Here is a 15048-nt window from a genome sequence, read left to right as displayed (position 1 = left end):
GAATTATGGCAGACTCCAGTACAACTTTAGCAACAGCAACCGATCCGGTGGGCGCAGGTAGCGCCGGACAAAATCCGGATCTGGGTGAGCGCTCCTCGCGCTTTGAATTTCTCTCGCAGGTCGACTGGCTACGCCAGCTGATCTTGGTCGTGGCAGTCGCAATTTGTATTGCGCTGATTATCTTTGCTTTTTTCTGGGCTCAAGAGCCGGAAATGCGTCCGCTTGGCACTTACGGTAACGAAGAGTTGGTGCAGACGCTGGACTATCTTGACCAGAACAAAGTGCCCTACAAACTCGATGGCAACACCATCAAGGTCGCTCAAGACCAATATCAGAAAGTCCAACTGATGCTGACCCGTGCCGGGCTGGATAAACCGGCTGATAACGGTGATAGCATCTTGCTCAGTGATATGGGCTTTGGGGTTTCGCAGCGTCTGGAGCGGGAACGCCTGAAGCTAAGCCGTGAGCGGCAGTTGGCGTCGGCGATTGAGCAAATTCGCAACGTGATGAAGGCGCAGGTTCTGTTGGCGCTGCCGCGTGAGAGCGTGTTTATCCGCGATCAGAACAACGCCAGTGCCAGCGTGATGGTGACGCTGCGCGCCGGTAAGAGCCTGACTCAGGAAGAGGTGGACTCGATTGTGGATATGGTCGCATCGGCCGTACCGGGATTGAGCACCACGCGGGTGACGGTTTCCGATCAAACCGGTCGTTTGCTGAATTCCGGCAGCCAAGATCCAGCGTCAATGGCCCAGCGTCGGGAATTTGACTTACAGCGGCAGCAAGAAAAAGCGCTGCGCGAAAAGATTGACTCCATCCTGATCCCGGTCTTGGGCATGGGCGCCTATACCGCCGAAGTCGGCGTGCTGATGGATTTTACCCAGCGCGAACAGACGCAAAAGCAGTTTGACCAAGACAAACCGGCGATGCGCAGTGAGTTTAGCCGCGAGAACGTGAACCGTGGCCGTGGTGTGGCCGGCGTACCGGGCGCGCTGAGCAATCAGCCACCGGCGGACTCTTCAATTCCGCAGGATGTTAAAGCACTGCAAAACGGTGACAAGCTTTCCGACGGTAGCTTTAGCAAAGAGTCGACTCGTAACTACGAGGTGGATACCACCATTAAGCACACCCGTCAGGCGACCGGTCAGCTGGAGAAAATGAGCGTTTCGGTGGCGGTGGATTACAAGCCGGGTACGGCGCCGGATACCGGCAATGCGGTGCGTGTGGCGCGAAATGATGCTGAACTGGAAAACTTACGTCGCTTGCTGATTGGCGGTTTGGGTATGGACATGAAGCGCGGCGACGTGCTGGAGCTGGTCTCCGTACCTTTCGCGTCTACCGATGCCTTGGCCGATATTACCGAGCCGGCGTTCTGGGAAAGTGAGAACTTCCGTCAGAGCATTCGATATCTGTCTGCGGCGCTGGTGGTGGTGGTTCTGCTGCTGGTGCTGGTGCGTCCGGCGATGCAGCGTCTGCTCAATCCGAAGATCGACAAGCAACTGCAAGAAGATGCCGAAAACGAATTGCTGCAAGAAGACGAGCTCAAATTGCTCAGCAGCGATTTGGAAGACAGCACCCTGTCGATAGGCAGTATGTTGGAGCTGCCGAACTTGCACCGAGATGAAGATCTGGTGAAAGCCGTGCGGGCTCTGGCCGCGAACGAGCCTGAGTTGGCAACGCAAGTAATTAAGTACTGGCTGGAAAACCATGACAAATGATAATGAGCTGGCCCCTTCGGTCTCGATGTCGGGGCTGGAGATGGCCTCGATTTTGTTGCTGAGCCTGAGCGAAGAAGACGCCGGTAACATTCTCAGCAAACTCGAGCCTAAGCAGGTGCAGAAACTGGGCCGTCAGATGGCGGTCACCCTCGACCCGGGTCACGATCAGGTGTCGTATGTGCATCGCCGCTTTGTGGATGATATCCAGAAATTCACCAGCATTGGTGTCGGTAGCCATGACTTCGTGCGTAATGCCTTGGTGGCGGCACTGGGTGAAGATAAAGCCAGCAATCTGGTGGATCAGATCATCTTGTCCAGTGGCTCCAAAGGCTTGGATACCCTCAAGTGGATGGATGCGCGTCAGGTGGCCAGCATCATCCAGCACGAACACCCGCAGATCCAGACCATTGTGTTGGCCTATCTGGAGCCGGATCAGTCGGCCAGTATCTTGGCCCAGTTCCCAGAGCGGGTACGTCTGGATTTGACCATGCGTATAGCGAACTTGTCCGAGGTTCAGCCAGCCGCGCTGCAAGAGCTGAACGACATCATGGAGAAACAGTTCGCCGGTCAAGCCGGTGCCCAGTCTGCGAAGATGGGTGGACCGAAGGCGGCGGCCGAGATCATGAACTATCTGGACACCTCTATCGAATCGCCATTGATGGATTCTCTGCGCGAGCACGACGAAGAGCTGGCTCAGCAGATCCACGATCTGATGTTTGTGTTCGACAACCTGATGGACGTGGAAGATCGCGGTATTCAGATGTTGCTGCGCGAAGTGCCGAACGATGTGTTGCAGCGGGCCCTCAAAGGCGCCGACGAACACCTGCGCGAAAAGGTATACCGCAATATGTCCAAACGGGCGGTGGAAATGCTGCGCGAAGATCTGGAAGCCATGGGCCCAGTACGGGTCGCCGATGTGGAGGCCGCCCAGAAAGAGGTGCTGGCCATCATCCGTCGGATGGCCGATGCCGGCGAGATTGTGATCAACAGCCCTGGCAGTGGCGATCAGTTTATCTAAGCGGTGAGGTAACCAGATGGATGAGCGTCAAACCGGCCGCTATGTGCGCCCCGACGAGACCGCAGCCGAGCAGTTTGAAAGCTGGTCGCTGCCCGATTACAGCCACGAGGTGCTAGATGAAAGCACCTTAAATGCGCTGGGCTATAACCGCACAATCCGCTGGCCGGATCCTGAGCCGGAGCAGGAAGAGAGCGTACCGGCGCTGACCGCCGAAGAGCTGGAGCAAATTCATCAGGCCGCCCGCGATGAGGGATTTGCCGCTGGTCACGCCGAAGGCAAACAAGAAGGCTTTACCGCCGGTCACGCCGAAGGTAAGAGCGCCGGTTTCACTGAAGGGCTGGCCGAAGGCCGTGAGCAGGGCATTGCCGAAGGGCAAGCCGAAATCGCGCAGCATGTGCAGGCGTTGACGCAGGCGCTGAGTCAGTTGCATCAGCCTTTGCGCGATATCGACACCCAGCTCGAGCAGCAACTGCTGCAAATGGTGCTGACGCTGACTCGCGAAGTGACGCAAACTGAGGTCAGTCTTAATCCGGCAGTATTGCTAGATACCTTGCGCCAAGCCATTGCCGCGCTGCCGGTTGCTGCCGAGCATCCGTTAATCTGTCTGCATCCGCAGGATTTGGCGTGCGTTGAGCAGCACTATTCGCCAGAGCAAATTCGTGAGCAGGGTTGGCGTTTGCGCGCCGATCCGTCGATGGCGCGGGGCGATGTGCGGGTCAGTGAGCATGTCTCGCAAGTGCGCTGTGATATGGCGCAGCGTCTGGCGCAAGTGCTGGAGCAATTTCGCCATGTGAACCATCGCCGCTTAGAAGCGCTGGATGAAGCGGTACAGGCCGCGCATGATCGCATGCCGCCGGCACCGCCCGAGCTAGTGCCAGATGAGCCAGCTCCAGAGCCGCTAACGCCAGAGCAGGCCAATTCCCTTTCTGATACCAATGCTGAGCCACAGCGCAGCGATGCGGAGACCGCGCATGTCCCTGCGTGAGTCGCTGGCCGCTTATCAATGCCGCAATCTTGCCGATAAGCCGGTGGCGGCCGGTAAACTGGTGCGCGTGGTCGGGCTGACCTTGGAAGCCATTGGCTGTCGCGCTCCGGTCGGTAGCCTGTGCCTGATTGAAACTGTCTCTGGTGAGATGGAAGCTGAAGTGGTCGGCTTTAGCGGCGATACCCTATTTTTGATGCCCACCGAGCCGTTAACCGGCGTGTTACCGGGGGCGCGCGTGACACCGATTGTCAGCAAGCAAGGGATCCCAGTGGGGCCGGAGCTATTAGGGCGCATTATCGATGGTGTTGGCCGTCCGCTCGATGGCTTAGGGCCGCTGCGCTGTCAGCAAAGCGCCGATTTTTCTGCTGCGCCGATTAACCCGCTGCAACGTAAACCGATCCATGAAGTGCTGGATGTCGGCATCAAGGCCATCAACAGCATGCTGACGGTAGGCAAGGGTCAGCGTATTGGCCTGTTTGCCGGCTCCGGTGTTGGTAAGTCGGTAACCCTCGGCATGATGACCCGCGGTACTACCGCGCAGGTGGTGGTAGTGGGCCTGATCGGGGAGCGTGGCCGTGAGGTGCGTGAATTTATCGAAGAAATTTTAGGTGAAGAAGGACGTCGTCGTTCGGTTGTGATCGCCGCGCCGGCGGATTCTTCACCGCTGATGCGTCTGAAAGGCTGCCAGACTGCGTTGACGGTCGCCGAATATTTTCGCGATCAGGGGCAAGATGTGCTGTTGCTGATGGACTCACTGACCCGTTTTGCTCAAGCGCAGCGGGAAATCGCGCTGTCCGTCGGTGAGCCGCCAGCCACCAAAGGCTATCCGCCGTCGGTATTTGCTAAACTGCCAGCACTGGTGGAGCGCGCCGGTAATGGCGCGGAAGGAAAGGGCTCGATCACCGCATTCTTTACCGTACTGAGTGAAGGTGATGACCTGCAAGACCCGATTGCCGATGCATCGCGGGCCATTCTTGATGGTCACATCGTGTTATCGCGCCAATTGGCTGATGCCGGTCACTATCCTGCGATTGATGTTGAGCGCTCGGTGAGCCGAGTGATGCCAGCGATTACCAGCGATGAACATCAACTGATGGCACGCGCGGTGCGGCAAATTTGTGCCACCTACAACCGCAATCAGGATCTGATTGCCATCGGCGCTTATCAGCGCGGCAATGATCCGCGGGTGGATCAGGCGATTGATTTTAAACCGAAGGTCGATGAGTACCTGCAACAGGGTATGAAAGATGTCTGGCCGTTTGATCGCTGTGTCAGTGACCTGAAACAGGTTCTGCTCGGTGGTTGACGCAGAGGTTAATGCAACATGAAAGCCTTGGATTTACTGTTAGAGCAAGCCGGTAAAAAAGAGCAAGATGCCTCCGGCCATCTGTCACAAGCGCGCCAGCAATTGAGCATGCATGAAGCGCAAATGGAGCGGATCCATGAGTATCGCTATGACTACTGCCAACAGATGTCACAGCGCGGTTGTGCTGGTTTAAATGCCAGTGAATATCACCATCTGCAGCAGTTTATTGGCCATTTGGATCAGAATCTGGTCAAACAAAACTATGCCCGTCGCACCTTTGAAGAGCAAGCGGATCGGGCGCGTGAGCTGTGGCTGGATGCCAAGCAAAAACGCAAATCCCTCGAAATGCTGGTGGAGCGCCGCGAAAAACAAAAGCAGCAAAAAGCCGCGCGCGAAGAGCAAAAATTAAATGATGAGATGGCGGCGCAGTTGCTGCGCCGTTTACAAACTCAGCGTTAATCCGCATGCAGCAGATAGCTGCGTTGAGTGACGTAGGGTGCTAAAGCGCACTGGTGTGATTCGCACGGATATGATTGACGCAACTATCTTAGCTGCAAGCATCTTGGCAGGATGTCAATTTGTTGGCGTGCTTTTTGCTCGTATGGTTGAGTAATTGACGCGATTTGATCTGCGCCGCATTTTGCTTGGTCGGTCAGCCGCGCTCTGTTCCCTGCATGATTAATTATCCTAAGGAAGGTTGAGATGCCACAATCCGTTCTTCTTCCCGCCGCGCCACCCGCCGCTGGCAGTGCCGGCCCCGTGTCTCAAACTTCGACTCCAACGTCGGGCTCTGCACGCTCAGCCTCTGCGGGCGGTCGCTTTGATGAATGCCTGAACAAAGCGCAGCAGCGTGATGAGCGGCAAAAAGATGCCGCCGGTAAAAAAGCAGATAACAATACAAACACGGCGGCCAGTGATAAGGCGAGCAATACCGACAAAACGGATAAATCCCACAAAGCCGATAAAAAAGATAAAGCGGCCGCGAATAAAGACAAAAAAGATCTCGCGGTAGACGCCAATGCGGATACTGCCGGCACTGCTGCGACTAAGCCGCAAAAGGCGGCTGACGACTCAGCTAGCGGTGATAAGAGCCTGACTATCGATACTTCCGAGGCAGAGAGCGAAGCGTCCGCCAAGGCTCAGTCCAGCATGGATGCCAATAGCGCAGCTAGCAAAGCCGAGACTGTAGCCAGTGCCAGCGATGATCCGTGGCTGCAGCAAATCACCGCGAGCCGTCAGGCTTTGCAGTCAGCAAAAGGTGCCGAGGGCGGCGCAGGCAGTGCCAGCAAAGAGGCGAACCTGAACGCCTTGAGTCAGTTGACCGGCGTGTCAGGCCGCACGCAAGTGCCGAGCGCAGAGTTAGATGCCAGTGGCAAACTGAACGCCAGCGCCGAGCAAATGGCGGCGGCATTGAAAGGCGCCGGCGAGCCAAAAGTGGAGGCTTCGGCGGTATCTTCGCAGCATACCGAGAGTGCCTTAAAAATGTTGCTCGGCACCGATGAGCCAAGCGATAACGCGACCAGCAAAGCGGATAGCACTCTGCTGGCCGCGACCAAAGCCGCCACCCATCAGGCCACCGACACCCCAGCCGCCGCCGCGCATCAACAAGCGGCTACCCACGATTTTCTCGACAGCTTGCGCCAAGCGCAGGGCAATAACGGTCTGTCGGCAATGCGCCAGCCTGAACCTCAAGCGCCTACGCCGCTGCCGCTGCGTCATCCGGAACAAAGTGCACAAGCCTTACAAGAACAGGTACAGTTTTTGCTTAACCGCAAGCTGGATACGGTGGAAATCCGTCTGGACCCGCCAGAGCTGGGCAATTTGCAGATTAAATTGCACCTCAATCAGGATCAGGCGCAAGTCGGGATCGTGGTGCAAAACAGCCATGCGCGCGAGTTACTGGAACAAACCTTGCCACGGCTGCGTGAAATGCTGGCCCAGCAAGGGATCCAACTGGGACAAACGCAGGTTCAGCAGCAAAGCCAGCAACAGCAAGGCGGTGCGTCGGGCCAAGGTCAGGATCTGCGCGGCGCGCCGGGACACTCTGGCAGCAGCCTCGGCAATGGCAGCGATGTCGGTACTGACGAGGCCCTGACGGTACAGCAGCACACAGTCACCGGCAGCGCACACGCGGTCGATTACTACGCGTAAGACGGTTTCCCCGCTCCCGTCAGACATTATTAGGAAAAGAGAACAGATGGCAGAGAACCTTACGCTGGATGGCAACGCCAGCGGCAATAATAAAAAACGCTGGCTGATTATCGGCCTGATCGCGCTGCTAGTGATTGGCGCGGGCGCCGGTAGTTACTACTGGTTTGCTGCGGATAAGAGCGAATCCCTGCCGAAAAAAGGCTTCTCGCCGGTATTGGGCACCATGGCGATGTATGTGAATACCTCGCGCCCCTTCGTGTTTAACGTCTCCGGTGGTCTGCGCGATCGCTTGGTGGAGATCCGGGTGCAACTGCTGGTACGCAGTGAAACCGATCGCGCCTTGGTGCAAGCCAACTTACCGCTGATTGAAAGCATTATTTTGTCGTCCTTCTCTGCGGCTACCGTAGAGCAGTGGCGCGATCCGCGCAGCCGCGAATTGCTGCGTGATCAGGCCCTCAAAGAGGTGCGTGATTCGATGGAAAAACTGGTCAACGCACCTGCCGTTGAACAGATCCTGTTAACCAGTTATGTCATGCAGTAAGGTAGCCCGTGTCTGATATCCTCTCACAAGACGAAATTGATGCCCTGTTACACGGGGTGGACGATGTCGTTGACGATGCGCCGGAGCAGCCGAAATCACAGGGTGTGAAGGCCTTTGACTTTTCCTCGCAGGATCGGATTGTCCGTGGCCGGATGCCGACTCTGGAGCTGATTAACGAACGTTTTGCCCGTCACATGCGCATCAGTTTGTTCAACATGATGCGCCGCACTGCTGAAGTGTCGATCAACAGCGTACAAATGCTCAAGTTTGGTGAATACGTGCACACCCTGTTTGTGCCGACTAGCTTGAACATGGTGCGTTTCCGCCCACTGAAGGGCACTGCGTTGATCACGCTTGAAGCGCGCTTAGTGTTCATTTTGGTGGAAAACTTCTTCGGCGGTGATGGCCGCTTCCCGAATAAAGTGGAAGGGCGGGAATTTACCCCTGCCGAGCGCCGTATTATCCAGATGCTGCTCAAGCTGATCTTTGGTGATTACAAAGAGGCGTGGGGACCGGTGATGGATGTCGAGTTCGATTATCTCGACTCTGAAGTGAACCCAGCGATGGCCAACATCGTCAGCCCGACCGAAGTGGTAGTCGTCAGCTCGTTCCATATCGAACTCGATGGCGGCGGTGGCGATGTGCACATCACCATGCCGTATTCGATGCTGGAGCCAATTCGTGAACTGCTGGATGCCGGTGTTCAAGGTGACAAGAGCGACACCGACATGCGTTGGGGCAAGGCCCTGCGCGAAGAGATCATGGAGATCAACGTCGATCTGCGCGCCAAATTGTTGGATGTCGATCTGACGCTGCGCGATCTGATGAACATGAAAGCGGGCGACATTATTCCGGTGGATATGCCGGAAAACCTGCTGGTATATGTTGAAGACCTGCCGAGCTTCCGTGCCCAGTTAGGGCAGGCCAATGAGAATCTGGCCCTCAAGATCACCGAGCGTCTGAAACGGCCGGAGGTGATGAAAAGTGAACTGTCCCTGATCCGGGGCAGCGATAAATTACTCGATGAAATTGTGGTGTTAGACGATGAGTGATATGACAACCGATCAGGAGAAACTGGCCGCGCAGTGGGCTAGCGAAATGGGCGTGGAAGACGATGGTGTCAAGCGCGCCGAGCTCGAAGAGCTGCAGGACGAAAGCGTGCCGCTCAATCCAAACGAGCGTAAGCGTCTGGACAGCATTCTGGACATTCCGGTGACCATCTCCATGGAAGTGGGTCGCAGTCAGATCAGCATCCGTAACCTGCTGCAACTGAACCAAGGTTCGGTGGTGGAGCTGGAGCGTATTGCCGGTGAGCCGCTGGACGTGATGGTTAACGGCACCTTGATCGCGCACGGTGAAGTGGTGGTGGTGAACGATAAGTTCGGTATCCGTCTGACCGATGTGATCAGCCAAACTGAACGTATCAAGAAGCTGAAGTAAGCATGAAACGTCTTTTACCGGCAGCCGCGTTGCTGCCGTTACCGGCTTGGTCTGCCCAGCCGGACATGAATATCGGCATGGCGCTGATGTCACTGCTGCTGGTGCTGGGTCTGATTGTTGGATTGGGCTGGGTCGCCAAGCGTATGCGATTGCCGTTTAACGGGCATGGCAATATGCGCGTCGAGCAGCAACAGGCGCTCGGTCAGCGCGAGAGGTTGATGGTGGTGAATGTCGAAGGCCAGCGTTTATTGCTGGGGGTGACGCCGCAAAGTATCAGCCTGCTCAAAGAGTTGGGCGACGCGCCGGAAAATCACGCCAATCCGCCATCGGGCTTTCAGCAGCAGCTCAATGCCCTGCTGGAAAAACGCAAGTCGGCGGCCAAGTCCGCTGCGTCTGCTTCTGATAACGAGTCTGCTCACTGATGTTCCCGACCTTTTCTCGCTTGCGTAGCTTACGGGCTACGTTGCAGCGTTCGCTGTATATTGTCTTGCCGTTGTTGTTGCTGTTACCGGCCGGGGTATGGGCGGCGGGAACCGGCATTCCGGCCATCACCATGAACGATAACCCAGGTGGTGGCACCGATTATTCGGTATCGCTGCAGGTGTTGATCCTGATGACCATGCTGAGCTTCTTGCCAGCCATTGTCATCATGATGACCTCGTTTACCCGCATTATTGTGGTGCTGTCGATTTTGCGCCAAGCCATTGGTCTGCAACAAAGCCCGTCTAACCAGATTTTGATTGGCATAACCTTGTTCATGACCTTGTTTGTGATGTCGCCAGTACTGGACAAGATCAACCAAGATGCCTTGCAGCCTTATATGCGCGAAGAGGTGAGTGCCCAAGAGGCCATTACCCGCGCTCAGAAGCCCCTGCATGCCTTTATGCTGGGACAGACCCGCGAAACCGATTTAGCCACTTTTGTGCGCTTATCCGGTCACAAGGTGCAATCACCGGAGCAGGTCAGCATGACCGTGCTGATCCCAGCGTTTGTGACTAGTGAGCTGAAAACTGCGTTCCAGATTGGCTTTATGCTGTTCCTGCCGTTTTTGATTATCGACTTGGTGGTCGCCAGTGTGTTGATGGCGATGGGTATGATGATGCTGTCGCCGATGATCGTGTCGTTGCCATTTAAGCTGATGCTGTTTGTGCTGGTGGATGGCTGGAATCTGGTCTTAGGCACCTTGGCTGGCAGTTTTGGTATGTAGCGCGGTTTAGCATGTAACTTGTGCGTGCGGTTGCAGCATGTACAAGCTGCCGTGTGGCGTCTCAGTGCATCTTACTCATTAATTTCATGCGTTATCGACGTGTGGCTGCATAGAACAAGGAACCGCAGGTGTCTCCCGAAGCCTTTGTAGAAATCTTCCAGCATGCGCTCTATCAGGTACTGGTGATGGTGTCGGCCATCATGGTGCCGGGGTTGCTGATTGGTCTGGTGGTGGCGGTATTTCAGGCTGCCACCTCGATCAACGAACAGACCTTGAGCTTCTTACCGCGTCTGGTAGTGACCATTTTGGCGCTGATTTTCCTCGGCCACTGGATGACCGGTCAGCTGATGGATTTCTTTTACGCCATGATTGATGACATCCCTCGGGTGATCCGCTGATGGATTGGTTATCGGGCAATATCATGCAGTTTTGGGCCAGTTTCTTGTGGCCGTTTGCCCGTATCAGCAGCATGCTGATGACCATGACCGCCATTGGCGCGGCGTTCGTGCCTGCGCGGGTGCGTTTGCTGTTGGCGGTAGCGGTAACGCTGGCGTCATTGCCCTCCATTCCCGCCATGCCGCAAGGCATTGAGCTGTTTAGCCTACACAGTGCGCTGATCACCGCGCAACAGATCTTAATTGGCGTGGCGATTGGCATGATCTCGCAGTTTCTGACCCAGATCTTTGTGATGCTGGGGCAGGTGGTGAGTATGCAATCGAGCCTCGGTTTTGCCTCAATGGTCGATCCGGCCAGTGGTCAGAATACGCCGCTGCTGGGTCAGATTTATATGATGCTGACGCTGCTGGTGTTTTTGCTGCTCGATGGTCATTTGATCATGATTGAGATGCTGGTGCGCAGTTTTACCACCTTACCGGTGGGGGAAACCGGCATTACCGCTGGCGGCTACCATCTGCTGAGTCAGTGGTTTGGCATTTTGTTTCTCGGCTCGGTGAGTATGTCGCTGTCGGCGATTATCTCGCTGCTGACCGTCAACATCGCGATGGGGATCATGAACCGCGCCGCACCGCAGCTTAACGTTTACAGCCTCGGCTTTGGTCTGATTTTGCTGTGCGGCTTGTTCTCCCTCTGGTATCTGCTGTCTGCCTTCCCGCGTCACTATGATATTTATTGGCGCGTGGCACTGGATGATATGTGTACCTTGTTGCACATGACCTGTGGGGATGGTTTGTAATGCTGACCTGCTTGCCGCAGTACACTGCTGGTACTCGTAACCGTAAAGGAGGCGCCTGATGGCGGAGTCCGACGGCCAAGAACGCACGGAACAGGCGTCGTCTAAGCGTTTAGAAGACGCCCGGAAAAAAGGTCAGGTTGCGCGTTCGCGCGAGTTTGCCACGGTGATCGTGCTGGTGATGGGCTCGGTGGCGCTATTGTGGTTTGGTCAGAACCTCGCCATGGCGTTGGCGCGCCTGATGCACCGTTTGTTCAGCTTTACCCGCGATGAAGTGTTCGATTCTGATGCGCTGCTTACCATTGCCTGTAAAGCGCTGCTGAATATTTTACCGTCACTGGCGATGATTTTGCTGCTGCTGTTTGTCGCCTCGGTGTTGGGCGCATCGCTAATCGGCGGCTTTAACTTCTCGGTTGAGGCGATGCAGCCAAAGTTCAACAAATTGAACCCAATGTCTGGCATTAAGCGGATGTTTGGTCTGCAAAGTTGGGTTGAACTGGGTAAATCCATTCTTAAGATCTTGCTCATTGGTGTGGTGACCTGGCGCTTGCTGCTCAATACGCGCAATGATTTGGCGCAGCTTAGCTTGGAAGCCTTCCCGCGCAACATTTTCCATGCGGTGGATTCACTACTGTGGTTTGTTCTGCTGCTCAGTTGTACCCTGATTTTGGTGGCGGCGATTGATATTCCATATCAGCTGTGGAATCACAGCCAAAAGCTGATGATGACCAAGCAGGAAGTGAAGGAAGAATACAAAAACAGCGAAGGTAACCCGCACATCAAAGGGCGCATTCGTCAGTTACAACGTGAGATGGCCAGCCGCCGGATGATGGGCGAAGTGCCATCGGCAGACGTGATCATCACCAACCCTGAGCACTTTTCGGTGGCGCTGCGCTATCAGCGTGATGTCGATAAAGCGCCGGTGGTGGTAGCCAAAGGGGTCGACTTCACGGCGATGAAGATCCGAGAAATTGCTAATGCTCACGATATTCCGATAGTCCCAGCGCCCCCTCTGGCGCGGGCGTTGTACCACAGCGCCGAGTTGGAGCAGCCGATCCCCGATGGCCTGTTTATGGCCGTTGCGCAGGTGCTGGCTTACGTATTCCAGCTGCAACAATACCGCAAGGGCAAAACCTTCCGTCGGCCAATTCCGTTGCCGGACGAGCTCCCAATTCCGGACGATCTGCGCCGTTAATCTTGGCACTCATATTGCTTTAAACCAAGATATTGACGGTGTTCAGCCAATTTATCGTCGCTTCAATGAGATAGCGCACTGTTTTGTGTGATTTTTAGACGCGCCGCTGCTCGCAAAACGCGAGTTAGCGTGCGTCTGGCAGCAAGATACGGCGGCTGAACTAAAATTTAGTGCACGATCAGGTCTGCTGTTCATGAATCTCCAAGCGGTATTGGGCAAACTGCCATCGGATAAAACACAACTGCTGCGCGGACTCGGTACCCCGCTTCTGGTGCTGGCGGCGCTGGCCATGGTGGTGCTACCGATGCCAGCCATGCTGCTGGATATCGCGTTTACCTTCAACATCGCGTTGGCACTGGTGGTGCTGATGGTGTCGGTGTACTCCTTGCGACCAGTGGATTTCGCGGCGTTCCCTACGGTGCTGCTGATTGCCACGTTATTGCGCTTGGCGCTGAACGTGGCCTCGACCCGCGTGGTGTTGCTGGAAGGTCATAACGGCCCGGAAGCGGCCGGTAAGGTGATCGAAGCGTTCGGTAACGTGGTGATTGGCGGTAACTACGCGGTGGGTATTGTGGTGTTCGTCATCTTGATGATCATCAACTTCATGGTCGTTACCAAAGGTGCAGGCCGTATCTCCGAGGTGAGCGCCCGCTTTACCCTCGATGCGATGCCCGGCAAACAAATGGCGATTGACGCCGACCTGAACGCCGGTCTGATTGACCAAGAACAAGCCCGCTCCCGCCGTGAAGAAGTGACCCGCGAAGCCGACTTCTACGGCTCCATGGACGGCGCCTCCAAATTCGTTAAAGGCGATGCCATCGCGGGTATTCTGATCCTGTTTATCAACATCATCGGTGGTTTTTTCATCGGCATGATCCAGCATGGATTGTCCGCCGGTGAAGCATTGTCTATCTACACCCTGCTGACCATCGGTGATGGTCTGGTAGCGCAAATCCCGTCGCTGCTGCTGTCTATCGCGGCGGCCATCATGGTGACCCGTCAGAACCGCTCCGAGAACATGGGCGAGCAGCTGGTGCAGCAAATGACCGGCAACCCGAAATCCTTAATGATTGCCACCGGCATTCTGTTCGTGATGGGGATTGTGCCGGGCATGCCGCACATTGCGTTTTTGTCCTTGGCGTTGGCCTGTGCCGGTTTGGTGTACTGGAAACTGGAGCAGCAGAAAAAACGGGCGGTGCAGGAAAAAGAGCAAGCCGACGCGCCGACCGAAGCCTTGCCTGCGCCGTTGCGCGAGCTGTCATGGGATGACGTACAGCCGATAGACATCATCGGGCTGGAAGTGGGCTATCGCCTGATCCCACTGGTGGATCGCAGCCAAAACGGTGAGCTGTTAGAGCGGATCAAAGGGGTGCGTAAGAAGCTGTCGCAAGACTTGGGCTTTTTGCTGCCTTCTGTACACATTCGCGACAACCTTGAGCTGCAACCGAGCACCTATCGCATCGTGTTAATGGGCGTGAATTACGGTGAGGCGGAAATCCGTCACGACTGTGAGCTGGCTATCAATCCCGGTCAGGTTTTTGGCCCCATTGATGGTCAGGCAACCCGTGATCCGGCCTTTGGCCTGGAAGCGGTGTGGATAGCCCCAGAGCAGCGTGAACATGCGCAAGCCTTGGGTTACACCGTGGTGGATGCGGCCACGGTGGTGGCCACCCACATCAGTCAGGTGTTGATCAACAACGCCTCGCAGCTGATTGGTCACGAAGAAGTGCAAAATCTGCTGCAGATGCTGTCGCGCAGTGCACCGAAACTGGTGGAGAACTTCACGCCGGAGACTCTGCCGCTGGGTACCGTGGTCAAAGTGCTGCAAAACCTGCTGAGCGAAGCCATACCAGTGCGCGATATCCGCACCATCGTACAAACCCTGACCGAATATGCGCCGCGTAGCCAAGATCCGGATGTGCTGACGGCTGCGGTACGTATTGCGTTGCGCCGCATGATTGTGCAGGAGATTAACGGTAATGCGGGCGAATTGCCGGTGATTACCTTGGCCCCTGAGCTGGAACAGATGTTGCATAAAACGATGCAGGCGGCGGGCGGCGATGCCGGTGGCATTGAGCCGGGCTTGGCTGAACGTTTGCAACAATCTCTGCTGCAGGCGGCGCAAGATCAGGAACTGCAGGGTGAACCTGCGGTACTGCTGACATCCGGGGTACTGCGCTCCACCATGGCGCGTTTTGTGAAAAACGCGATACCAAGCTTACGGGTGCTTTCTTATCAGGAAGTACCGGATGATAAACAAATTCGAATCGTTAATTCAGTCGGGCGATAAAACCGTCAGGG

15 protein-coding genes are annotated in these 15048 nt (G+C 55.8%); all 15 read left to right on the top strand.

All coding sequences use genetic code 11. The annotated features are described in order from the left end of the window. Nucleotides 1-5: 5 nt before the first annotated feature. On the top strand, nt 6-1715 hold the full coding sequence (gene fliF / locus LQ901_RS09355) for a flagellar basal-body MS-ring/collar protein FliF (RefSeq protein WP_010862197.1): 1710 nt from the start codon (nt 6-8) through the stop codon (nt 1713-1715). Further along, complete coding sequence (fliG, locus tag LQ901_RS09350; RefSeq protein ID WP_010862196.1) at nt 1705-2733, top strand: flagellar motor switch protein FliG; 1029 nt, start codon at nt 1705-1707, stop codon at nt 2731-2733. The genes fliF and fliG overlap by 11 nt, the downstream gene beginning before the upstream one ends. 16 nt (nt 2734-2749) lie before the next feature. Then, nucleotides 2750-3718, top strand: coding sequence for a flagellar assembly protein FliH (gene fliH, locus LQ901_RS09345; RefSeq protein ID WP_233672180.1), 969 nt, complete (start codon nt 2750-2752; stop codon nt 3716-3718). Further along, a complete protein-coding gene (fliI, locus tag LQ901_RS09340; RefSeq protein ID WP_010862194.1) occupies nt 3705-5024 on the top strand; it encodes a flagellar protein export ATPase FliI in 1320 nt (439 codons plus the stop codon). Before fliH ends, fliI begins: the two co-directional genes overlap by 14 nt. 18 nt (nt 5025-5042) lie before the next feature. Next, nucleotides 5043-5483: a flagellar export protein FliJ gene (gene fliJ, locus LQ901_RS09335; protein ID WP_010862193.1), complete on the top strand. Its 441-nt coding sequence runs from the start codon at nt 5043-5045 to the stop codon at nt 5481-5483. Between the two features lie 243 nt (nt 5484-5726). Beyond that, nucleotides 5727-7175, top strand: coding sequence for a flagellar hook-length control protein FliK (locus LQ901_RS09330; RefSeq protein ID WP_152137127.1), 1449 nt, complete (start codon nt 5727-5729; stop codon nt 7173-7175). A gap of 46 nt (nt 7176-7221) precedes the next feature. Next, complete coding sequence (locus tag LQ901_RS09325) at nt 7222-7716, top strand: flagellar basal body-associated FliL family protein (RefSeq protein ID WP_010862191.1); 495 nt, start codon at nt 7222-7224, stop codon at nt 7714-7716. A gap of 8 nt (nt 7717-7724) precedes the next feature. Further along, nucleotides 7725-8768, top strand: coding sequence for a flagellar motor switch protein FliM (fliM, locus tag LQ901_RS09320; RefSeq protein WP_010862190.1), 1044 nt, complete (start codon nt 7725-7727; stop codon nt 8766-8768). Then, nucleotides 8761-9156 (top strand): flagellar motor switch protein FliN, encoded by a 396-nt coding sequence (gene fliN, locus LQ901_RS09315; RefSeq protein ID WP_036768569.1) that lies wholly within the window; start codon nt 8761-8763, stop codon nt 9154-9156. Before fliM ends, fliN begins: the two co-directional genes overlap by 8 nt. A 2-nt stretch (nt 9157-9158) precedes the next feature. Beyond that, entirely contained in the window at nt 9159-9578 is a 420-nt protein-coding gene (fliO, locus tag LQ901_RS09310) for a flagellar biosynthetic protein FliO (RefSeq protein WP_010862188.1), read from the top strand. Continuing rightward, nucleotides 9578-10363, top strand: a complete 786-nt coding sequence (gene fliP / locus LQ901_RS09305) for a flagellar type III secretion system pore protein FliP (RefSeq protein WP_152105654.1) — start codon at nt 9578-9580, stop codon at nt 10361-10363. The genes fliO and fliP overlap by 1 nt, the downstream gene beginning before the upstream one ends. Nucleotides 10364-10491: 128 nt before the next feature. After that, on the top strand, nt 10492-10761 hold the full coding sequence (gene fliQ / locus LQ901_RS09300) for a flagellar biosynthesis protein FliQ (RefSeq protein ID WP_047708894.1): 270 nt from the start codon (nt 10492-10494) through the stop codon (nt 10759-10761). Next, nucleotides 10761-11555 carry a flagellar biosynthetic protein FliR gene (gene fliR, locus LQ901_RS09295; RefSeq protein WP_039045268.1) on the top strand — a complete coding sequence of 265 codons (795 nt, stop codon included), beginning with the start codon at nt 10761-10763 and terminating at the stop codon, nt 11553-11555. Before fliQ ends, fliR begins: the two co-directional genes overlap by 1 nt. Nucleotides 11556-11613: 58 nt before the next feature. Continuing rightward, nucleotides 11614-12747 carry a flagellar biosynthesis protein FlhB gene (gene flhB / locus LQ901_RS09290; RefSeq protein WP_010862184.1) on the top strand — a complete coding sequence of 378 codons (1134 nt, stop codon included), beginning with the start codon at nt 11614-11616 and terminating at the stop codon, nt 12745-12747. 193 nt (nt 12748-12940) lie between these two features. Continuing rightward, on the top strand, nt 12941-15037 hold the full coding sequence (gene flhA / locus LQ901_RS09285; RefSeq protein ID WP_039045269.1) for a flagellar biosynthesis protein FlhA: 2097 nt from the start codon (nt 12941-12943) through the stop codon (nt 15035-15037). Nucleotides 15038-15048 lie beyond the last annotated feature (11 nt).

Origin of the sequence: Plesiomonas sp. PI-19, assembly GCF_021368255.1 — a bacterium.
Classification (GTDB): domain Bacteria; phylum Pseudomonadota; class Gammaproteobacteria; order Enterobacterales; family CAMTGL01; genus Plesiomonas; species Plesiomonas shigelloides.
Note: the sequence above shows the minus strand (reverse complement) of the source record. Positions and strands in the feature narration are given on the sequence as shown.